This is a genomic window from Bartonella sp. EBT8 (assembly GCF_055796165.1).
In genome coordinates this window covers 12,019-31,914 of sequence record NZ_JBTTDJ010000012.1, presented here as the reverse complement: position 1 = coordinate 31,914, position 19,896 = coordinate 12,019, and the positions used below count along the sequence as shown (strand labels likewise).

The 19,896-nt window shown below is 45.1% G+C and carries 30 protein-coding genes, 1 tRNA gene, 1 other RNA gene and 1 pseudogene; 12 read left to right on the top strand and 21 right to left on the bottom strand.

All coding sequences use genetic code 11. The features are described 5' to 3' along the window. Positions 1-57: 57 nt before the first annotated feature. The 7 genes and pseudogenes from ykgO (at position 58) to AC0QT4_RS07285 (ending at position 4,030) form a co-directional block, all read left to right on the top strand. Positions 58-183, top strand: coding sequence for a type B 50S ribosomal protein L36 (ykgO, locus tag AC0QT4_RS07315; protein ID WP_004863016.1), 126 nt, complete (start codon positions 58-60; stop codon positions 181-183). 139 nt (positions 184-322) lie between these two features. Beyond that, on the top strand, positions 323-1,117 hold the full coding sequence (locus tag AC0QT4_RS07310) for a tetratricopeptide repeat protein (RefSeq protein ID WP_473201051.1): 795 nt from the start codon (positions 323-325) through the stop codon (positions 1,115-1,117). A 197-nt stretch (positions 1,118-1,314) separates the two neighbouring features. Continuing rightward, positions 1,315-1,525: pseudogene (locus AC0QT4_RS07305) on the top strand (hypothetical protein); the annotation flags it as partial. 454 nt (positions 1,526-1,979) lie between these two features. After that, positions 1,980-2,140, top strand: a non-coding RNA gene (gene ssrS, locus AC0QT4_RS07300) — 6S RNA. Between the two features lie 184 nt (positions 2,141-2,324). Beyond that, complete coding sequence (locus AC0QT4_RS07295) at positions 2,325-2,927, top strand: 5-formyltetrahydrofolate cyclo-ligase (RefSeq protein ID WP_473201050.1); 603 nt, start codon at positions 2,325-2,327, stop codon at positions 2,925-2,927. An 18-nt stretch (positions 2,928-2,945) separates the two neighbouring features. Then, a complete protein-coding gene (locus AC0QT4_RS07290; RefSeq protein WP_473201065.1) occupies positions 2,946-3,767 on the top strand; it encodes a TIGR00282 family metallophosphoesterase in 822 nt (273 codons plus the stop codon). Then, complete coding sequence (locus tag AC0QT4_RS07285; protein ID WP_473201049.1) at positions 3,761-4,030, top strand: hypothetical protein; 270 nt, start codon at positions 3,761-3,763, stop codon at positions 4,028-4,030. The genes AC0QT4_RS07290 and AC0QT4_RS07285 overlap by 7 nt, the downstream gene beginning before the upstream one ends. Positions 4,031-5,424: 1,394 nt before the next feature. On the opposite strand, the gene murA is transcribed toward AC0QT4_RS07285, so the two are convergent. Continuing rightward, positions 5,425-6,720, bottom strand: coding sequence for a UDP-N-acetylglucosamine 1-carboxyvinyltransferase (murA, locus tag AC0QT4_RS07280; protein ID WP_473201048.1), 1,296 nt, complete (start codon positions 6,718-6,720; stop codon positions 5,425-5,427). Positions 6,721-6,889: 169 nt separating this feature from the next. After that, positions 6,890-7,042 (bottom strand): hypothetical protein, encoded by a 153-nt coding sequence (locus tag AC0QT4_RS07275; protein ID WP_473201067.1) that lies wholly within the window; start codon positions 7,040-7,042, stop codon positions 6,890-6,892. Between the two features lie 155 nt (positions 7,043-7,197). Between AC0QT4_RS07275 and AC0QT4_RS07270 the strand changes: the two genes are divergently transcribed. Next, positions 7,198-7,272 (top strand) — tRNA-Thr (locus tag AC0QT4_RS07270). A gap of 80 nt (positions 7,273-7,352) precedes the next feature. Here AC0QT4_RS07270 and AC0QT4_RS07265 read toward each other — a convergent pair. From AC0QT4_RS07265 to AC0QT4_RS07235, 7 genes are all read right to left on the bottom strand, one after another. Then, positions 7,353-7,559, bottom strand: a complete 207-nt coding sequence (locus AC0QT4_RS07265; RefSeq protein ID WP_473201047.1) for a hypothetical protein — start codon at positions 7,557-7,559, stop codon at positions 7,353-7,355. A gap of 107 nt (positions 7,560-7,666) precedes the next feature. Continuing rightward, positions 7,667-8,371: a lambda exonuclease family protein gene (locus AC0QT4_RS07260; RefSeq protein ID WP_473201046.1), complete on the bottom strand. Its 705-nt coding sequence runs from the start codon at positions 8,369-8,371 to the stop codon at positions 7,667-7,669. Positions 8,372-8,443: 72 nt separating this feature from the next. Next, positions 8,444-8,578, bottom strand: a complete 135-nt coding sequence (locus AC0QT4_RS07255) for a hypothetical protein (RefSeq protein WP_473201045.1) — start codon at positions 8,576-8,578, stop codon at positions 8,444-8,446. Between the two features lie 101 nt (positions 8,579-8,679). Beyond that, complete coding sequence (locus AC0QT4_RS07250; protein ID WP_473201044.1) at positions 8,680-9,024, bottom strand: hypothetical protein; 345 nt, start codon at positions 9,022-9,024, stop codon at positions 8,680-8,682. Positions 9,025-9,055: 31 nt separating this feature from the next. Continuing rightward, positions 9,056-9,253, bottom strand: a complete 198-nt coding sequence (locus AC0QT4_RS07245) for a hypothetical protein (protein WP_473201043.1) — start codon at positions 9,251-9,253, stop codon at positions 9,056-9,058. 6 nt (positions 9,254-9,259) lie between these two features. Further along, positions 9,260-9,652 carry a hypothetical protein gene (locus tag AC0QT4_RS07240; RefSeq protein WP_473201042.1) on the bottom strand — a complete coding sequence of 131 codons (393 nt, stop codon included), beginning with the start codon at positions 9,650-9,652 and terminating at the stop codon, positions 9,260-9,262. A gap of 312 nt (positions 9,653-9,964) precedes the next feature. Further along, complete coding sequence (locus AC0QT4_RS07235; protein ID WP_473201041.1) at positions 9,965-10,282, bottom strand: XRE family transcriptional regulator; 318 nt, start codon at positions 10,280-10,282, stop codon at positions 9,965-9,967. 476 nt (positions 10,283-10,758) lie between these two features. On the opposite strand from AC0QT4_RS07235, the gene AC0QT4_RS07230 reads away from it, so the two are divergent. Then, on the top strand, positions 10,759-11,910 hold the full coding sequence (locus tag AC0QT4_RS07230; RefSeq protein WP_473201040.1) for a YdaU family protein: 1,152 nt from the start codon (positions 10,759-10,761) through the stop codon (positions 11,908-11,910). Here the strand turns inward: AC0QT4_RS07230 and AC0QT4_RS07225 are convergent. Genes AC0QT4_RS07225 through AC0QT4_RS07190 form a run of 8 tightly spaced genes read right to left on the bottom strand, consistent with a single transcriptional unit; the run spans position 11,891 to position 13,329 of the window. Beyond that, on the bottom strand, positions 11,891-12,097 hold the full coding sequence (locus tag AC0QT4_RS07225) for a hypothetical protein (RefSeq protein WP_473201039.1): 207 nt from the start codon (positions 12,095-12,097) through the stop codon (positions 11,891-11,893). The two genes, AC0QT4_RS07230 and AC0QT4_RS07225, sit on opposite strands and share 20 nt — an antisense overlap. Further along, positions 12,085-12,267 carry a hypothetical protein gene (locus tag AC0QT4_RS07220; protein WP_473201038.1) on the bottom strand — a complete coding sequence of 61 codons (183 nt, stop codon included), beginning with the start codon at positions 12,265-12,267 and terminating at the stop codon, positions 12,085-12,087. Before AC0QT4_RS07220 ends, AC0QT4_RS07225 begins: the two co-directional genes overlap by 13 nt. After that, positions 12,255-12,461, bottom strand: coding sequence for a hypothetical protein (locus AC0QT4_RS07215; protein ID WP_473201037.1), 207 nt, complete (start codon positions 12,459-12,461; stop codon positions 12,255-12,257). Before AC0QT4_RS07215 ends, AC0QT4_RS07220 begins: the two co-directional genes overlap by 13 nt. Further along, positions 12,449-12,631: a hypothetical protein gene (locus tag AC0QT4_RS07210; protein ID WP_473201038.1), complete on the bottom strand. Its 183-nt coding sequence runs from the start codon at positions 12,629-12,631 to the stop codon at positions 12,449-12,451. The genes AC0QT4_RS07215 and AC0QT4_RS07210 overlap by 13 nt, the downstream gene beginning before the upstream one ends. Next, complete coding sequence (locus tag AC0QT4_RS07205; protein ID WP_473201037.1) at positions 12,619-12,825, bottom strand: hypothetical protein; 207 nt, start codon at positions 12,823-12,825, stop codon at positions 12,619-12,621. The genes AC0QT4_RS07210 and AC0QT4_RS07205 overlap by 13 nt, the downstream gene beginning before the upstream one ends. Next, positions 12,813-12,995 carry a hypothetical protein gene (locus tag AC0QT4_RS07200; protein ID WP_473201038.1) on the bottom strand — a complete coding sequence of 61 codons (183 nt, stop codon included), beginning with the start codon at positions 12,993-12,995 and terminating at the stop codon, positions 12,813-12,815. The genes AC0QT4_RS07205 and AC0QT4_RS07200 overlap by 13 nt, the downstream gene beginning before the upstream one ends. Then, a complete protein-coding gene (locus tag AC0QT4_RS07195) occupies positions 12,983-13,189 on the bottom strand; it encodes a hypothetical protein (RefSeq protein ID WP_473201037.1) in 207 nt (68 codons plus the stop codon). Before AC0QT4_RS07195 ends, AC0QT4_RS07200 begins: the two co-directional genes overlap by 13 nt. Continuing rightward, the gene (locus tag AC0QT4_RS07190) at positions 13,177-13,329 is read right to left on the bottom strand and encodes a hypothetical protein (protein WP_473201036.1); all 153 of its coding nucleotides are present in this window, start codon (positions 13,327-13,329) and stop codon (positions 13,177-13,179) included. The genes AC0QT4_RS07195 and AC0QT4_RS07190 overlap by 13 nt, the downstream gene beginning before the upstream one ends. 8 nt (positions 13,330-13,337) lie before the next feature. Here AC0QT4_RS07190 and AC0QT4_RS07185 point away from each other — a divergent pair, with 8 nt between their 5' ends. Both AC0QT4_RS07185 and AC0QT4_RS07180 read left to right on the top strand, forming a co-directional pair. After that, positions 13,338-15,422, top strand: coding sequence for a bifunctional DNA primase/helicase (locus tag AC0QT4_RS07185; RefSeq protein WP_473201035.1), 2,085 nt, complete (start codon positions 13,338-13,340; stop codon positions 15,420-15,422). A gap of 783 nt (positions 15,423-16,205) precedes the next feature. Then, the gene (locus AC0QT4_RS07180) at positions 16,206-16,715 is read left to right on the top strand and encodes a hypothetical protein (protein WP_473201034.1); all 510 of its coding nucleotides are present in this window, start codon (positions 16,206-16,208) and stop codon (positions 16,713-16,715) included. On the opposite strand, the gene AC0QT4_RS07175 is transcribed toward AC0QT4_RS07180, so the two are convergent. From AC0QT4_RS07175 to AC0QT4_RS07165, 3 genes are all read right to left on the bottom strand, one after another. Then, entirely contained in the window at positions 16,686-17,012 is a 327-nt protein-coding gene (locus AC0QT4_RS07175; RefSeq protein ID WP_473201033.1) for a hypothetical protein, read from the bottom strand. The two genes, AC0QT4_RS07180 and AC0QT4_RS07175, sit on opposite strands and share 30 nt — an antisense overlap. Before the next feature lie 291 nt (positions 17,013-17,303). After that, a complete protein-coding gene (locus AC0QT4_RS07170) occupies positions 17,304-17,543 on the bottom strand; it encodes a hypothetical protein (protein ID WP_473201032.1) in 240 nt (79 codons plus the stop codon). A 139-nt stretch (positions 17,544-17,682) separates the two neighbouring features. Then, entirely contained in the window at positions 17,683-17,841 is a 159-nt protein-coding gene (locus AC0QT4_RS07165; RefSeq protein ID WP_473201031.1) for a hypothetical protein, read from the bottom strand. A gap of 246 nt (positions 17,842-18,087) precedes the next feature. Here AC0QT4_RS07165 and AC0QT4_RS07160 point away from each other — a divergent pair, with 246 nt between their 5' ends. Beyond that, positions 18,088-18,741: a hypothetical protein gene (locus AC0QT4_RS07160; protein WP_473201030.1), complete on the top strand. Its 654-nt coding sequence runs from the start codon at positions 18,088-18,090 to the stop codon at positions 18,739-18,741. Positions 18,742-18,789: 48 nt separating this feature from the next. On the opposite strand, the gene AC0QT4_RS07155 is transcribed toward AC0QT4_RS07160, so the two are convergent. Next, positions 18,790-18,966, bottom strand: a complete 177-nt coding sequence (locus AC0QT4_RS07155) for a hypothetical protein (protein WP_473201029.1) — start codon at positions 18,964-18,966, stop codon at positions 18,790-18,792. Positions 18,967-19,896 lie beyond the last annotated feature (930 nt).

Sequence of the window (19,896 nt, the reverse complement as noted above, 5' to 3'; positions counted from 1 at the left end):
GTCGAAAGAGTGGTTCATTATGGTATTGCGTTACATGAATGTGAGACGGTGAGTATCATGAAAATTAAAAATTCGCTTAAAGCATTGAAGGAGCGCCACCGTAACAATCGTTTGGTGCGCCGTAAAGGTCGTGTTTATATCCTCAATAAAACAAACCCGCGTTTTAGAGCCCGTCAGGGTTGAGAGTTTTTGTGCCTGCTTTTTGCGGGCATTAAAGCTTTATATCTCTCAAAAAATATTTTTTTCTCAAGAACTAATTGTGAGATTATTCCGGTTTGCATCTCAGTTGCGGTACGCTTTTCTCTTTAGAGAAGTTGTCTTGATGTGTTTTTTTATTTTTTTTAGAGCTTTGCCATTAGGTTTCTTTTGTTTTTTTCGGCGTAATTTTTTGCATTCTTTTGCACATTCTCTTTTTGTTGTTTTCAGCATTTTTTGTTTCATTCCTGCTAGCTATGGGCAGAAACCTCCTTCACTTCCTGAAGATCATCCCTCGCCCCAATTGTTTTTGCCATTAGATGAATTGATCCCCAGTGATTCCCCCTCAGCACCAGCCCCCTCTGATTCTAATACATCTGCGATGATTTTAGAAGATTTTGTCAATGCCCCTTCCTCTGTTGACAGAGCAAAGCAGCGCAAAGAGGCAGAAGTTTCACGTCTTCTGAAAGAATTAAAATTTTGTGCGAATATTCAAGAAGCCAAAAAGATAAGCGGTCAGCTTCAACGTTTATGGTCACAATCGGGCAGTGAGACCCTTGACCTTTTGATGTCATGGGCTGAAAATGCGATCAATGCTGACAATTATGGTCTTGCTCTTGATTACATTGACAATGCCCTAGTGCTTGAGCCTACTTACGCTGCAGCTTGGATAAGACGCGCGTGGATTCATATTCAACTGAGTGACTTTAAACTTGCCATGCTTGACCTGAACCACGCTCTAGAGCTTGAACCCCGCAATTACATAGGTTTTTTTGAGCTTGGAGTTACCATGGAAGCAACGCAACGTCCCAAACTTGCTCTCAAAGCCTATGAAAAAGCCCTTGAATATTATCCGCAAATGCAGCAGCTTCAAAAACGCCTTGAGGTCCTGTTAGACGAACAAACCGCACAACCTCTTTAAACTTAACCAAGCCAAACTGCCCCACTCCTTTAAAACTTCCCCCCTTTAAAACTTCCCTCTGAAAATGCCGCGATCACGATAAGAACATTGCCAATTGCCCTTTACCGCACTGCCCCTCAAGCGTTACGGAATACAGATGGATTACCATCCCTCGATGTGACAAACTTACCCTCCCGCCCCTTAAACCCTACTCACCTTTAAGCCTCCGTAACCTTAACCACGCTCTAGAGCTTGAACCCCGCAATTACATAGGTTTTTTTGAGCTTGGGAAGAACCATGGAAGCAACGCAACGTCCCAAACTTGCTCTCAAGACTGATGAAAAAGCCCTTGAATATTATCCCCAAATGCAGCAGCTTCAAAAGCGCCTTGAGGTCCTGTTAGACGAACAAACCGCACAACCTCTTTAAACTTAACCAAGCCAAACTGCCCCACTCCTTTAAAACTTCCCCCCTTTAAAACTTCCCTCTGAAAATGCCGCGATCACGATGAGAACATTGCCAATTGCCCTTTACCGCACTGACATTAAAGCGTTACGGAATACAGATGGATTACCATCCCTCGATGTGACAAACTTACCCTCCCGCCCCTTAAACCCTGCTCACCTTTAAGCATGCGTGATCTTAACCCCTGCTCTAGAGCTTGAACCCCGCAATTGACAGGGCATTTTTTGAAAAGGTATTTTTTGAATTTGTGAACTTCTAGAAGCAAGATGGCTCTAGCTCTCAGAAACCCTCAGGCGAGAGATTTTTGTCATCCACCACCCCGACCAAACAACAGCTTATTGAGGACAACTCTAAAGAGATTGCATTGAGATGATTTTATCTCTAGCTGAAAATTGAAAACTGTTTTATAGTAAGAGAGGGTGTTCTGCACTTCTCGACAGGAAATAACGTATTCCTGAGACCTTATTGATCTCCAAGGGAGCTGTCCCTGAGAAGGCCCGTGGGCTTTTTCATATGGCGCCCACCTATTTATTTAGGTTCCCGGGGTCAACTTTTTCCATCGGCTGTTGCGGATCACCTCTTTTTAGAGATGAAGCGGATTATGATACTTTTTTCAAGAAATTTGCGCATGTTTTATAGGCTAGGGCTTTATTCTGTTACAAGACGATAGACATAAAATCTTTCATAAAGAAATGGGCTTATATAAAGCAATGGGCTTTCATAAGGGAAGAAGCCTTTCTAAGGCAATGGGGTAGAGAGACCAATGGAGACAAAAGGGCGGGAGTCTGCTTCACAATTTCGCAGCGCGCTACGCAAAATGGGCTTATCAAAGCGTGATGCTCTTGCGCCAAAAGAGCGGACTGTTTTTTCGCAGCGTGCCTGTTCTTTAATTCTTGAGAGTCTTGAAGAAAAGGGTGCTGATTTTTCACGCATGATTCTTGCGGGTTATTTGCCGATTAAATCGGAAAGTGATCCGCGCCCTTTATTAGAAGCCATTGCATTGCGTGGTGGGCGTTTAGCCTTACCAGCAGTTCTTGACGAAACCACGATGGTTTTTCGTGCCTTTTCACAAGACATGGCGTTAGAACCGATGCGCTTTGGCACATTCGGTCCTGGTAAAGACCATGCGGTTGTTATACCGAATGTGATTATTGTTCCCCTTTCCGCATTTGACAAACAATGTCACCGTCTTGGTTATGGAGGGGGCTATTATGATCGCGCGGTTTGCGCTCTTGAAAAACAGGGGCATCAGATTAAATTATTAGGTTTAGGCTTTTCATGTCAGGAAGTTGAATCCATTCCCCATGCTGAGCATGATCTTGTGTTGCAAGAAATTTTTACAGAAAAGGGTTCCTTCAAGCGTTAAAATGTGATTAAAACGCCTATGCGTTTTTTGTTTTTAGGTGATATTGTAGGAATGACAGGTTGTAGGGTTGTTTTTGAACAGCTTCCGCAACTGATCAAGAGATGGTGCCTTGATTTTGTGGTGGTGAATGGTGAGAATGCCTCTCACGGTTTTGGGATCAGCCAAGAGACCTATCAAGATCTTTTAATGGTAGGTGTTGACGTTGTCACAACGGGCAATCATGCTTTTTCGTGTCAAGAAACCTTTCAATATGCGCATGAGAGCGATCGTTTTTTACGTCCAGCCAATTTTATGAAAAAAGCTCCAGGCAAGGGTTCTGATATTTTTACGGCTAAGAATGGCGCCCGTGTTCTTGTTGCGAATCTTTTGGGCAGTGTTTTTATGCCGTGCAAGGTCATTGATCCCTTTGAAACGGCTGAAAAGATTTTATGTGCTTGCTCTTTGATGGAACAAGCCGATGCAATTATTTTTGACTTTCACGCAGAAACGACGAGTGAGAAGCAATGTTTCGGCCATTTTCTTGATGGTCGTGTAAGCGTCATTGCAGGAACGCATACGCATATTCCCACGGCTGATGCACAAATTCTAGAAGGTGGCAGTGCATACTTAACGGATGCGGGAATGTGTGGTGATTATAACTCCTCTCTTGGCATGGATAAGGAAGAACCTCTCCACCGTTTTCTCTATAAGAAGAAGCAGGATCGTTATGAACCCGCAAAAGGCCCAGCCACTCTTTGTGGTTTAGCGGTTGAACTTTCAGACCGCACGGGCTTAGCAGAAAAGGTTTCAGCCGTCCGGATTGGTCCTCATTTAAAGCCTGAAATTCCAGATTTTTGGTAACCTCTTTCAGCGCTTCCTTTGATCACTGCGCTCCACTGTTTTTAGCAACACTTTTTGGCAAGCAGATTTTTCAAACCCGCCCCAAATTTGCCCCCACCAATGAAGAGAATACCAGCGCAAGGGAACAAGACGAGCGCCAACAAAAAACAGTTGTAAAAACAGTTGCAACACGCAGTCAATGCCGCACACACTTGCGTCCCAGCGTTACACACGCTTCCATTTCAGCGTCGCACACACTCGTGTTAATGATAAAACTTTTATGATTTTCAAAAGGAAGAGAAAGAGGTCCCATTGGGATATTCCTGCGGGGAAACATGAAAACCTCTTCCCTGAGAGCTCTCATAGCGGATAATTTCTTATTAAGCAAGAGCTTCTTTAAAATTTTTTTACTTTTATAAAAAATAAACCACCAACTTCCCTTAATATTATTAGATTTAAGCTCTATAAAATTTTTCAGGAGGCAAATACTCCTCATAATATTGCCTCACCACACTATTGTCTCAAGGACCAGATTGTCTCACAAGCATGAGGCATTTTTATTGAGAGATCGGTATAAAAAAGCAAAGAGGGGCATCGAGTCTCTCAGTCATTTTTTGCAAACGCGCCTTGCACCTCTCTGTTTGAATTTTTTCGTCTTTCATCTCTTTTGAACGGTTCTCTCTCACGGATGCCTTGCTTATTTTTTGAGCAATTTCCCTCTCTTGCGCAGCCCATTTTGTCTCTAGAAATAGCGTTAAACTGTTTACTTCTCGCTCGCACCTTATTCCCCACCGGGTACGAGCGCGCTTTTTGCATTGATCTTCTGGGAATAAAAAGCACAGACCTCGAATACGCCTTTTGCTTTTCGTTCCATGCCCCTTGGAGAGAGTAACACTTCGCACCCTATGCGACATTCTAAAAATACGAAAGAGTATACTTCTTTCCCTTCTAGATTTGAGCTCTCTGTTTCCCCCCTCAATCATCGCGGCGACGCACAAAATCATCAGACTTAACTTTTGATCTCTTTCCCCTCTAAAGGACGAAACTTTCCAGCAGTATCGCCCTATTTACAGACCGCCCTCTCTCAATTGGTTTCGCTTACTGATCACACCCCCTCATGAGTGATTTCCTCAAGGGCTCCATTAGCCAAACCCTCTCCTGAAGACCACCACACTCTTAAAAGCACTTGATCTCTCAATTTATCCCTAGCTTTTCTCACCGCCCTATAGTGTCCTTACAGCAAAACATGACAATTTCAGGAGATGAGCAATAAAAATGAAAAGAGTCTTTGTTGGTTTTTTTATAAGAGGCAGGTGCCTTTAAGCTCTCTTATTCTTGCTCGCCAAAATCCTAACATCCTCCGCCCTTTCATCCCCCCATTGATTGAAAAAATCAACAAACCTTCGTTCTTAAGATCAAGGCTCTTAAAGCAAAGGCCCCCGCAAAGAGAGGAACCATGCGGAGAGAATTCAAGCTGTTACGCGTTGGAGAGCACCCCATTGCGCTCATTTTTGCTCCAGCTTCCCAAAGCCGCAATTACGATGAGAAACACGAGTTAACGCATAACATCCTCCGCCCTTTCATATCCGCCATTGAAAAAATCAACAAACCTTGGTTCTTAAGCTCAAGGTTCTTAAAGCAAAGACCTCCGCAAAGAGAAGAAACATGCGGAGAGAATTCAAGCTGTTACGCGTTGAATGAGAGCACCACATTGCGCTAATTTTTGCTCCAGCTTCTCAAAGCCGCGATCAAGATGATAGACACGGTTAACGACAGTTTCGCCCTTTGCCGCCAGAGCAGCAATCACAAGAGAGACGGAGGCGCGCAAATCGGTAGCCATCACGGGCGCCCCTTGTAGTTGGTCTGTTCCATAGACGGTTGCTGTTTGCCCATCGAGTTTGATCTGAGCGCCCAAACGGGAGAGTTCCTGCACATGCATAAAGCGATTTTCGAAAATTGTTTCAGTGATTTGCGCGATTCCCTGAGCTCTTGTCATCAGTGCCATGAATTGCGCTTGGAGATCGGTTGGAAAATCGGGATAAGGTCCCGTTTTGATATCGACTGGCATTATTTTTGATTGCAGTGGATTTCGTTTAACATGAATTCCTTTAGGTTTTATTTGAATATCGAGTCCGGTTTTTTGAAGGACTTTGAGCACTTTGGTCAGATGGTTAGGGTTTGCATTTTTGAGCAAGACATCGCCGCCTGTCATAGCCACCGCCATAGCATAGGTTCCAGCTTCAATACGGTCAGGGATGACCTTGACTCTAGCCCCATGAAGTTTTTTCACCCCCTCGATTGTGAGTGTTTTAGTTCCTTCCCCGACTATTTTTGCCCCCATAGCATTGAGGGTTCGAATAAGATTAGCCACTTCAGGTTCACAAGCAGCATTATCAAGAACGGTTGTTCCCTTAGCCATCGTTGCAGCCATCAGCATGACATGAGTTCCACCAACAGTGACCTTAGGAAAACAATATTGTGCACCTTTTAGTCCCCGAGGAGCTTTAGCATGAACGTATCCATTTTCGATAGCAATATGGGCTCCTAAAGCTTTAAGCCCCTCAAGGATAAAATCGACGGGTCTTGTCCCGATAGCGCATCCCCCAGGCAATGAGACATAGGCCTCACCACAACGCGCGAGCAAGGGGCCGATCACCCAAAAGCTTGCGCGCATTTTTTGCACCAATTCGTATGGGGCGCGTGTTGTAACGATTTGTTGTGCGGTAAAATGGATTGTTCTTGCATCTGTACAATCGTTGTGGACTTTTTGCCCATCGACAGCATATCCCACTCCATGATTATTGAGAATACGAATAAGCAATTCGACATCAGCCAGATGTGGAATATTTTCTAAAGTGAGCGTTTCTTCAGTCAGCAGCGATGCAATCATAAGAGGCAAAGCAGCATTTTTTGCCCCTGAGATAGGAATAATTCCTTTAAGTTTTTTGCCACCAACAATTTGAATAGCATCCATAGGTGTTTTCCCTTTTTCCCTTTGTGTTTCCCCTTCCAAAGGTTTTACCCCCTTGAGAAGTCATTTTTGTTATAATTTTAGAATGGAATCGGCAACTTTAAGACGATTCCTCAATGTTAGAACGAATCAGAGTGGATTTTGGTTGCAAAGAAGTCATAAAGGACATTTTTTAATTTTCTGTTTGTACTCTTTTTCGACTTTGCTCTTTTCGGCGCTTTAAGTTTTGGCGCAATTGTTGAGCTAATCTTTCTTGGCGTCGTTTTTGTTTTTCATCTTTGTGATTAAGTTCCTGTTGTTTCTGATCCCTTTGTGTCATCATCATTACGCAACCTTTTATGGGTTTTTTAAAGCAACTTATGGCTTTTGTATAAGCAGTCTCTGTCATGACACAAGAAGTGTTTTCTTTCAAGAATGCAGAAATGTTCTCTTGCCTATTTTATGACAATATGGCACAAGACAGCGCACAGATTGCAAAGGGCTGCGGTAGCTCAGTGGTAGAGCACTCCCTTGGTAAGGGAGAGGTCGAGAGTTCAATCCTCTCTCGCAGCACCATTTTCTCCAGCATTCCGCCCATTTTTTTTACGGTATTTTCTTCCCCATTTTGCGCTCTTCCATTCCCCGAAAGTATAGTCTCACGCTATCGCTCTTACCATCACCCCATTTTCACCACCCTTTGATCCTCTCTTTGCGAGATCATGAGATCTTTTCACATCTTTTAATTCTTCAACACTGTCCTCTCCGCACAAACACGCTCCATCCGCCTCCACAAAACTCTCATCCCCCTCCGCGCAAACACACTCCCCCTTCCACCAAACTCTCATCCCACTCCGCAAACACACTCCACTCCTCCACCAAACTCTCATCCCACTCCGCAAACACACTCCACTCCTCCACCAAACTCTCACCCCTCCCCAGCAAACACACTCCATCCCGCTCTACAAAACTCTTACTTCGTTCCTCTCCTTGTGCCCCTTTCTCGTGTATGCTTTTTTCTTGTCTCTCTTTCAAAGACATTTTCCCTTCGCAGACCAAATCCTGTCTCAGCAGACTTAATGTGCTGTACCATGATCTGCAAATCCTCATTAAAACGGTCAATTTCACTTTCAAGTTTTCGAATATAAACTTCATCACGATAAGCGCGCTTAATCAAAGGCGGCATATCCGGCCAATAGAGCATTAAATCCACCCATTCCCGTTGAGCGATCCACAATCCTCCCTGACATTGTGCTTTATGTTCTTCGGGAAAACTCTTTTGATAGAAATGCGGGATAAGGATTTCGGGCTTTTTAGTTTTAATTTCCAACACTCCTTCTTTTCCAACAAAAGCATCAGGAGAAAAACCTTTCATACGATCATCGGCGAGAACAAATCCAATACATTCAGGCTGAGTGTTGGTGAGTGTTCCATAAAGCTGTCGCGCCTTTGGTTCTAGCTCTGTTCCGCGCCGCATAGAAAATGTCGTTCCCTCATCGACGATTTTGCCAGTGATTCTTTCCCCAGCCAGTTTCATCATAAGAGCATGATATCTTGAAGTTTTTTGTCCCTGTTTTTTTCGTGCCATCACCATTTCAAACAAAGAAGCGGTAATCAAGCCATTGCGTGCTTGTAGCCATTGCTCTGTTCCCTGAACACACTCGATAAGTATTGGCATCACCCTCTCCCCACACTTTACTACATTTTTTTACAACCTTTTAAGCACCCTGCTTCCCATACCGCCAATCCCTCAGCAGCCGGCAAGATCTTCCCGCAAATGCCCCCCAAGCACTTCCCCCAGAGGCTTCCCCTCCCTTCCCATACCTACCCATACCTGCCCCCTCCATCCCTCCTGCCCCCCATGCATCAACGCATAGATAACCAATGTGCTAACGTTCCTATAAAAACGCCCCTCTTGATCTTATGCCAAGCCCTTTCAAAGACCCCCGCATCTTTTACCCGCTCTGCTGACACCCCCACTCATGCTCATCCCCCCACGCTTACCCCCGCCACCCTTCCTTGGAACCCATCGCCTCCTTTGCCCAACAACTGAGAAGCTTTTAAACATCCTGCTCCCCATACCGCCAATCCCTCAGCAGCCGGCAAGATCTTCCCGCAAATGCCCCCCCCAAGCACTTCCCCCAGAGGCTTCCCATACCTACCCATACCTGCCCCTTCCATCCCTTCTGCCCCCTCCTGCCTTCCCCAAGCACAGCATATGCCTCCCCCCAAGCACAAGGCATACTTCCGCCCCCATGCATCAATGCGCTCATACCCTTGTACACGAATACCCTTGTACAATGCCCCACCCCGCATCTTGGCTTTGCGCAAGATCTCCTTTCAATATGCTGTTACAAAATTTTCAATCATGGTGTTGCACAATGGAAAAATCGTCTCGCTGATATGTTTCGGCCAAATTTTTCGCGACACACTCTGCAACCTTTGTTGAACTGAAGAGGATTGCATGGTGTTTTTGTGGTTCGAGTCTGATTGTATTTTTTGTATTTCCAGCGTAATAGAGTGGAAATCCCTGATAAAAAGTCTGAAGATAACTTGCCATAATTTTTTACCACCAGTAATCCTTCAAGACATCACACGGCCGCAAACGATGTTGTTTTTCGTAAGACCCATAGCGATTATCTTCATAATCGCGGGCGACTTTTTCCTCTAACCAGATATGATAAGCCTCACTATTCAGGATGAAAGGTTGAAGTTGGGTATTTTGTTCTTCGTCAATTTCATAATTTGCGACATAGGCATCAGCGAGTTGTTCACTAACATCCTCTGCATGCAGCGTCATGAGATCGAGACGCAAGATTCTTTGAACCGTTTCATATTCTTCAATGATTTCGAGCACTTCTTCGATTTGTTCGAGCGGTCCTTCATAAGCCTCGCCCTTTTCCTCCTCACAAAGAATGACAATAATTTCATCCTCTTTAACGAATGGAATATTTTTCATAATTTCCCCCCTTTCGATAGTTGATAAAGCACAGCTTTGTCTTGACAAGACAAAATATAGCGTTACCCTTATATCCTCTATGGGGGACAAGTCAATTATTTTATCCTTAATAAAAGATATATTTTTAGTCTTTATGACGCGCAACCACCGGCTATGGGCAAAATTCTGTGCTCTTTTGTTCACCTGACTCCCTTCCACTGTTCTCTATTTGTTCTTACTCAATGCAACCACAAACAGACAGGAGAGCTAAAATGAGTGATTTAAAATTGATAGAATACTGGCGCACTCTTGATTCAAAAACACAGAAAGAACTTATTCTGTTACTTCGGCAGTTGGTCGCCGCAAAAGAGTCAAGATTGCCTTCCTCTCTTCAGGAGAAATCTTTGAGATGAGTTCGATAAATTCTTTATCTTCAGGGCTTGCCCCCTGACCATAGAGAATATAATTCATACTGATATTAATTTCGTTGCAAATGCGCGAGAGGGACTCGATTGTTGGCTCTTTTCCCTCAGAGAGAATAGAATGAAGATACCCTGCACCTTTACCAGCGGCGAGGGAGACAGATCTTTTTGACCGTCCACTTTTTTCAAGAGTGCCACGTAATCTTTGTCGCCAACCATCGATATTCATAGTTTCACCATATAGCGCGTCTTTTAAAAAAAACACGTCCTTTTTGTAAAACGGGCTTGAAATATCCTCCAAAAAGGATAGAATTAAGAAGATAAATTTACTTTATTAAGGGGGAATAAACATTCATTTTTCAAATCAAGAGCACATTTCATCACTCCAAAAAATGCAAAAAGGCATCTCCCAAAGCCCTACAAGACTTCAGAAAGCCTCTTGCGTTTAAAACTATTGTTCCTCTTTATCGATGCCCTCTCCGTATTTTAAACGGTAAGGTTGCATACATCTAAACATGGCAAACGACTGTTAGACTTCATAAAGAAACACCTAAAAAGAGTCATCATTTCACAAAACAAACTGCACAAAACCGAAGCACCTATTTCTCAAGCGTACAATTTTCATCGAACGCTCCAAAACACATAAAATGCTGTTTTCGGTTTTGTACCACCAAAATAGAAAAACAGAAGGAAGAGGATTAAACCATGAAACAAACCAATCACCAAGAAACTCCTCACTATGAATCGTCTACGCTTCCTTATGTTTGTTGGTATCAGAATGATTTTCTAGGAGGGGTACGGGGAATGCGCGCCCACGAGATTGGAATCTATACGATTCTTCTCAATGAAATGTATGCACGTGGCCGTCCTCTAGAGTTATCGGAAACACGTTTAGCGCGTCTTTGTGGTTGTGACAAGCGAACTTTTGTAAATGTTTTAGAAATGCTCATTCAAGAGGGCAAGATTTTAAATTTAGCCAATGGTTTATGGAATAAGCGTTGTGAAAGCATCTTTCAAGAGCGGGCAAAATTGCTTGAACAGAAGTCCTTTGCGGGGCACTGTTCAGCAAGAAAACGCAAGAAAATCAATGCAGAGATTCAACAACTGCTCAACGGGAGTCCAAGAGATGCTGAACGAAACTCAGAAGCTCAAAAGGGAGAAGAAAAGGAAACACCTAACGGTGTTTCAGAAAAGAAATTTCTTTTACTGAACACAAAAGCATTAGAGGAAGAATCAAATGAGGAACAGCATCCCTGTTCATCCCCCTCACTTGATAAAGCGCCCCCTCACCCATCCAGCGAACAATTTCTCACCCCTTCCCAACAATTCTCTCATGAAACGGCAAAGAACTCTCTCAACGTGAGAGAAGGCAAAAAAAATTTTCTCCTCTCTGATGGAGCCGTAGAAAATTCTGTTACTTGTGATACAAACACAAAAAGCTCCCCCTCCTCAACTCCTGTAGTCTCTCTCACAAAAAGCGCCTCGGGCGAGAGCAGGCAGGAGCAAAGCAGTCCGACAAGTTGCGAAGGCAGGACAGCCAAAGGAACGATAGCGAAGGGCCACCGTCTTCCAACCGATTGGCAAGCAGACATTAACGCAGCGATTTCAGAAGGTTTAAGTGAAGATCAAGCGCGTTGGCAAGAAAAGAAATTTCGCGATTATTGGCAAGCCAAAAGCGGCAAGGAAGCGCTTAAAGTCGATTGGCAAGCCACATGGCGCAATTGGTATCGCCGAGAAATTGAACGCATAAAAGAACATCAAGAAAGGCTTGCCATTTTTAGCCAACATTCCAGCAAGCAGCCTTACAACGACAATGATGCTCTTTACCGCAGTCTCATCAACTACCACACGCGTTAACACCAGCACCCTTTTCGCAATCAAGTAAAAACGGAACCCACCATCCGGAACAATCGCCCAAAGGCTTCTCCCACAAGGGCACCAACACAGCAATGGCAAGTGCAACAAGAGCAGACACGGCAAGATTAGCACCAACACGCACAACAATGGCAATGACGCCCTTCACACAAGTGATCAACAACCCCATGGGTCAACATGAGCACCATTTTCACAATCAAACAAAAACTGAACCCACCAACTGGGACAATCGCTGAAATGCTTCTCCCACAAAGGCACCAACACAGCCATGGCAAGTGCAACAAAAGCAGACACGGCAATGACTATAACCCCCTTCACACAAGCGATCAACAACCCCACGAGTCAACACGAGCACCCTTTTCGCAATCAAGTAAAAACGGAACCCACCATCCGGAACAATCGCCCAAAGGCTTCTCCCACAAGGGCACCAACACAGCAATGGCAAGTGCAACAAGAGCAGACACGGCAAGATTAGCACCAACACGCACAACAATGGCAATGACGCCCTTCACACAAGTGATCAACAACCCCATGGGTCAACATGAGCACCATTTTCACAATCAAACAAAAACTGAACCCACCAACTGGGACAATCGCTGAAATGCTTCTCCCACAAAGGCACCAACACAGCCATGGCAAGTGCAACAAAAGCAGACACGGCAATGACTATAACCCCCTTCACACAAGCGATCAACAACCCCACGAGTCAACACGAGCACCCTTTTCGCAATCAAGTAAAAACGGAACCCACCATCCGGAACAATCGCCCAAAGGCTTCTCCCACAAGGGCACCAACACAGCAATGGCAAGTGCAACAAGAGCAGACACGGCAAGATTAGCACCAACACGCACAACAATGGCAATGACGCCCTTCACACAAGTGATCAACAACCCCATGGGTCAACATGAGCACCATTTTCACAATCAAACAAAAACTGAACCCACCAACTGGGACAATCGCTGAAATGCTTCTCCCACAAAGGCACCAACACAGCCATGGCAAGTGCAACAAAAGCAGACACGGCAATGACTATAACCCCCTTCACACAAGCGATCAACAACCCCACGAGTCAACACGAGCACCCTTTTCGCAATCAAGTAAAAACGGAACCCACCATCCGGAACAATCGCCCAAAGGCTTCTCCCACAAGGGCACCAACACAGCAATGGCAAGTGCAACAAGAGCAGACACGGCAAGATTAGCACCAACACGCACAACAATGGCAATGACGCCCTTCACACAAGTGATCAACAACCCCACAGGTCAACATGAGCACCATTTTCACAATCAAACAAAAACTGAACCCACCAACTGGGACAATCGCTGAAATGCTTCTTCCACAAGGGCACCAACACGGCAATGACAACAGCCCCCTTCACGCAAGCGATCAACAACCCCACAGGTCAACATGAGCACCATTTTTGAGATCAAACAAAAACTTATCGCCCAAGCAGAAACAATCGCCCAAATGCTTCTTCCACAAGGGCACAGACGTGGCAATGATTGGCTTGTAGGAAGCACGCGCGGCGAAACGGGCAAAAGCTTATCGGTGTGCTTAAGCGGCAATAAAGCGGGTCTTTGGTATGATTTTGCGGAAGGCAGAGGCGGTGACCTTTTAGATCTTTGGTGTGAAGTCAAAGGGATAAGTCTTTCTCAAGCACTAGAAGAAGCGCGTGCCACTCTCAATCTGACGCGTCCAAAACCCTTTATGGCACCCCATCGTTCCTATCGTCGCCCACCAGTTCCCACAGGTGGAACACCGCAAAATTTAGTAAAAACCTATCTCAATCAAGAGCGCCATATTCCCCTAGAGATTTTAAAGCGTTACCGCATAGGAGAAGAGGGGGAAAAAATCATTTTTCCCTTTTATAAGCCGGATGGCACCCTTGCCATGGTGAAAGAACGGCTCGCACAAGCAGGTGCAAAACCGAAACCAACAACAGCACAGTGTGAACCGATTCTCTTTGGCTGGCAAGCTCTTTGCTCCCCAGCACAAGCCCCCGCATCCATACACACCACCCCCACAGCCACGCACACCGCCCCCGCATCCACGCACACCACCCCCACAGCCACGCACACCACCCCCGCAGCCACGCACACCACCCCCGCATCCACGCACACCACCCCCACAGCCACGCACACCACCCCCGCAGCCACGCACACCACCCCCACAGCCACGCACACCACCCCCGCATCCACGCACACCACCCCCACAGCCACGCACACCACTCCCATAAATCAAACATTTGCTTCGACCAATCGAACTCTTGTTATCACTGAAGGAGAAATTGATGCACTTTCCTTAGCAGCCTATGGATATCCGGCAGTTTCTGTCCCGTTTGGAGGAGGCGTTGGTGGAAAACACAACTGGATTGAAAATGAATTTGACAATTTAGAACCTTTTGAGACCATTTTTTTAGCCACCGATATGGACAAACCGGGTGAAGAAGCAGCCCATGAAATTGCCAACCGACTTGGTCGCCACCGTTGCTATCGCGTTTGCTTACCCCGTAAGGATGCCAATGACTGTTTAACTTCTGGTATTGATGCAGCCACCATAAAAGCAGCCTTTTTATCAGCAAAAAGCTTTGCGCCAAAAGGTTTACGCCGCGCCTCAGACTATAAGGATCAAGTGATAGGGCTGTTTTGGCCAACGCCTGAACAGCATGAAGGCTATACGGCTCCCTATCCGAAACTCAATGGGAAATTATATTTCCGTCCAGCGGAATTAACGCTATGGAGTGGTGCAAGTGGTGCCGGCAAGAGTCAACTATTATCAGACTGTATTCCCCATTGGATTTCGCAAAAGAGTCGTCTTTGCTTAGCCTCCCTAGAAATGAAAGGAGAACAATCGCTACGCCGTTTAACAAAACAAACAGGAGGCTTAGAACAACCGACCAGAGAAATGATTGAACGGATTCTTCATTTTTTAGACGACGGGCTGATTCTCTACGAGCATGTTGGTAAATCAAGCGTTGACACACTGCTAGATGTTTTTGACTATTGCCGTGCGCGCTATGGTTGCGATCAATTTATCATCGACAGTCTCATGCGGCTTGGTATCTGTTCAGATGACTATGCGGGACAAGAACAAGCGGTTTATAAGATGGTTGATTGGGCTGTTTTAAACGCCGTTCACATTCACCTTGTCGCCCATGCCCGCAAAGGAGGGCTGGATAAAGAGATCCCCGGCACGGAAGATATTAAAGGGGCCTCAGAAATTGGTGCCAATGCCTTTAACATCATCACCATTTGGCGCAATCGATCCTTAGAAGACAAAATTTTTGCCGCGTCAGGTGAAGAAGAAAAAGCAGAATTAGCCAAACGCCCTGGTGTGATTATGAATATCGCCAAACAACGTTCAGGTGATTTTGAAGGCAAAATTGGTCTTTGGTTTGATCCCAAAACCTACCGCTATCGCTGCTCCCATGAACAGCCCCTCACGCCAAGGCGTTATCTTGAACGCAAAGCCAACGCCCCCCCTCTCCAATAACCAAGCCCATACAACTCTCACACACCTCACACCCTCATAAGCAAACAGAACAATCAACACACCTATGCAGGAATATACCCCATCATCCGAGATCACAAACCAGTCAACCCCCATATTCCTCGCTCCCATACGCGCCAAACTCGCGACCACTCCAACAATGCCGGCAAACACCAAAAGCTTCAAAAGCCACACACAACGCGCCGCCCATTCACTGTGCACCCTTGAAAGCACAATCACGAACAGCTCCAACAATGCAATGATCCCCGCCACTATTAAGGAAATATCCCGCATCGCCTCAGAATACTTTAATTTCTCATAAGCAAAAACAAGAGCAACCACAAAAATGCAGCAAAACACCAACGCCTTCAAAAACACCAACCATTTAACAGTCGTGCTCTTTGCCCCCACCCCGATAAAAACAAAGACAGCACTCACAACACCGCAAAACACCAGCCCTTGCAGAAAGACCTCCCACGTCACAACGGGCATCCCCGTAGTTACATAAACCCAACCAAGAAAAAAACCGACAAGACAACAAAACTTCACTGCCGTTAAAAACACGCCCCGCATAGCAGCCATACGCCCGCTCCTTTATAAACAACACTAGGCACAATGCCTCAAAACGCTGCTCATTTCAAGAACCAATCCCCCATGACACGAAGGCACCTCATTCCCACAGAAGCAAAATCAAGGATAGTTCCAACAATGCACCCCCCACATCACACCACAACGCTTGACTCCCCTTGAACAACGATAGAGATAACACCAAGAGCAATGCCCATCATGAAGCAAAAACACCCACACACTCAAAAATCAAAGCCAGTCCACACCGATCCGCTCTGCTTCCCATCAATAAAATTGCTAACAGCACTAAGAATGAAGCCAACCCCACAACCTTCCAGAACCTTTCCCACGCCCCCCAAGCCTCTTTCTTCCCCCATGAAGAAAAATAAAGACACCCCCAACACGGCCTCAAAACATCACAACCTTCAAGAACCGAGCCCCGATAACCCCAATACACCTCATGCTTTCATCAGAAAAACGAAAGAAAAGTGCCATCATAAAGAGAAACACCTTCACTCAAAAACCAAAGCCATCAAACACCCCTCTACTCCTTCAGAAGCAACAACAATGCCCCCCACAAGACAGCAAAACACCAACGCTTTTAAAATCACGTTTCACGCAACGCTCACCCCACTGCGTCATAAGCAAAAAAAACCGCTCCTTTATAAACAAGAACACTGCCAACAATGCAGCAAAACATCACAACCTTCGAGAACCAAGCCAATATAACACGATCCACCTCACGCCCCCATAAGCACCCCCAAGAAAAAGACCCATCATGCAGGAAAACACCCACTTATTCGAGAACCAAAGCCAGTCCAAACCAATTCGCTCTGTTTGCCTACAAATAAAATCGTCAACAGGGGGAAGAATGAAGCTAGCCCCCGCACACACCCAGAACAATTCCCGCGTAACCCCAAACCTCCTCGATACTCTATAAAGTAAAGCATAGGCACCACAGATGACACCAAAGACAATGCCACAAAACGCCAACCGCTCCAAAAATACACCCCACGTAATGGCCATAGCTCACTCCTTATCAACAACAACACCAACAATACAGTAAAACGCCAACCAATTCAAAAACAACACACCATATGCCCCGCATCTTCTGCTTCCTTATGCACCCGTCCTCTATATGCCTTCCCCTTGATAAACCAAGGACAACTCCAACCATGCAGCAAAACACTTCCATTTCAAGAACCACGCCCATAGCCCCTCAATACCCCTCACGCCTTCATAAGAGAACAAAAGAAAAGCACCATCATGCAGAAAAACATTCACTCATTTGAGCACCAAAGCAAACGATCCCCCTCTCTACTTTCCTCCCTCAGAAATAAAACCGAGGACAACTCCCACAATGCAAACACCACCAATACCGACAAGAACAATCCCCACACAACAGCGATATTCCCGCTCCTTTATACGCACAAACGAAAGACACCGCCGACAATGCAATAAAGCGCCAATCCCTTCAAGGAACAACACCCCATGTACCCCCGCACCCTTTGCCTCCTTATGCGCCCGCCCCTCTATGCCTTCCCCTTGATAAACCAAGGATAGCTCCAATCATGCAGCAAAACACTTCCATTTCAAGAACCACGCCCATAGCCCCTCAACACACATCACTTTTCATAAGAGAACAAAAGAAAAGCACCATCATAAAGAGAAACATCCTCTCATTTGAATACCAGAGCTAGCAAACACACCTCTGCTTTGCTCTCTCAGAAATAAAAACAAGGACAACTCCAACCATGCGAACACCACCAGCACCGGCAAGAACAATCCCCACACAACAGCGATCCCCCCGCTCCTTTACAGGCACAAACGAAAGACACCGCCAACAATGCGGCAAAACACCATCCCCTTTGAGAACGCCTTCTGCTTAAAAGCAAGCGTGCATAAAAATTCCCCTCAAACACCGAGCTATCAGTGCCAACATCCAAACAAAACAGAGCCCCTCAATTTCCTAACACCCAATACTTTCCCAAGGATTCCCCAAGGAGACAATAACCAAAGCTTATCCCCCTCATGCGCCCACAACTACTGACAGCCGATTTTTTTGAACAGAAAATAAAATGATGATTTTGGAGGAGATGACATGAACCATCAAGAGAAAAGAATCAACCAAGAGGACCACAAAAACAACACACACCCTTTTGCTTCCTCCAACCACGGCGAAGAGCAACCGCACATTGGCCACCTAAAGACACAAGAAATTGCTGTTGAAACAAGCAATCCTTATTTTCAACCGGCTCATCGAGAAAGCTCCAGCAATCCGCGCACGATCAAAGCCATTGCCAATGCAAAAAGCCGTCCGATTGCCCTTTTATATGCGAAAGGGCATCTGAGCAAAGCGCAATATAGGGCAGCAGAACGATTTTATCTTTATTGGCGTCAAACTCAAGCAGATCTTCACATGAGCCCTGACTATACACGTGAAAAGGTTGCAAACAGCCAAGGTTACACACACCCTATTGAACGTCAGATAGAAGCCTCCACGCATTTACAAAAGGTCAAAGTTCTGCTTGGTGTTCTTGGCTATTCACTTGTAGAAAAGGTTGTTGGTTACGATCAAGCAATCAAAGAATTAAGCGACTCAAAACGCAAACAAAACTCCCTTGCGGATCATTTACGAGACTGTTTAGACTTACTCGCATTTCATTGGGGCTACGCAAACCAAAAGAGCTCTGTATCATCTTCCACCACAAAGAACACAACAACAAATGAAGACATCCCTCCATACAACCAATAAACCCCAGTGAGCCAATAAAACTCAGTGAGATTGTAAAAGAACGAAACATCAGAGAGAGGACGCAAGCCCGCAAAACGAATCAAAACAACAGCAAGCACCATCGACACCCTTCCATCGCGCACCTTGGCTGGAAATCACACGCACCAAACAGCCCCTCCATCGTACCCCTTGGCTGGAATCACACGCACCAAACAGTCCCTCCATCGCACACCTCTTCACTGGCAATCACACTCCCCCCATCCTTCATCCTCTCGCAAATTCCTTTACCAACAATTAACCTTACTGAAGGCTTTCCATTTTAAAAAAAATTTGCAATTTTTTCAGACTTTTCTACCCAAATTTTCTCATCTGTTATCTGATCATGTTCTCATCAATCGAGTCTATAGCCTTCCCTCTGCTCTCACCCCTAAGCAGATTTTCAAACTTATTTTTTCTTCAAAATTTCATTTTAAAATAAAAGTATTTTCTATAACGACAGAACGATATCTATAACAGAGACTATTGATAGGATGTGTGTTTGAATAAAAATATATTTTACTGCATTGCTTAAAGAAAAAGAACAAATATGGCTCTCTTTTTTTTCTGTCTAATATCTCATTATGTTTATTATTTTAATGCAAGAATTTTATAAGCACATCGCTTATAAATCTTAAATCTTGTATGAAAAAAAAGATCAAGAAACGCCCTAATAAGAGCAGCAAAGGACCCGTATTCTTTGAGATTTTTCAGCTTTTTCCTCTGAGAGCACCTTACTCAATTTATCATAAAATCATCACAATATTGAGGATAATCATCGCAAATATTGAGGATACAGAATAAAGTTTCTATAGAAACTGCGCCAATCACTCGATATAAGATAAGAAAATCTAATCCCTATGGGGTGCATCTAACCCTCATAAGATGCACCCCAATTTACGGGATGCACCAACCCTCATAAAGTGCATCCCGCCCCTCATAGGGTGCATCCAACCCTCATAAGATGCACCCCAAATCTTACGGGATGCACCGACCCTCATAAAGTGCATCCCGCCCCTCATAGAGTGTATCCTACCCCTCATAGAATATACCCCAACCCCTTACGGGGTGTTTGCAGCGCTTATGGATGCTCAGCGCTTATAAGCACCTTGGCTATAGGCACAAAAAGACGTTTTTTCA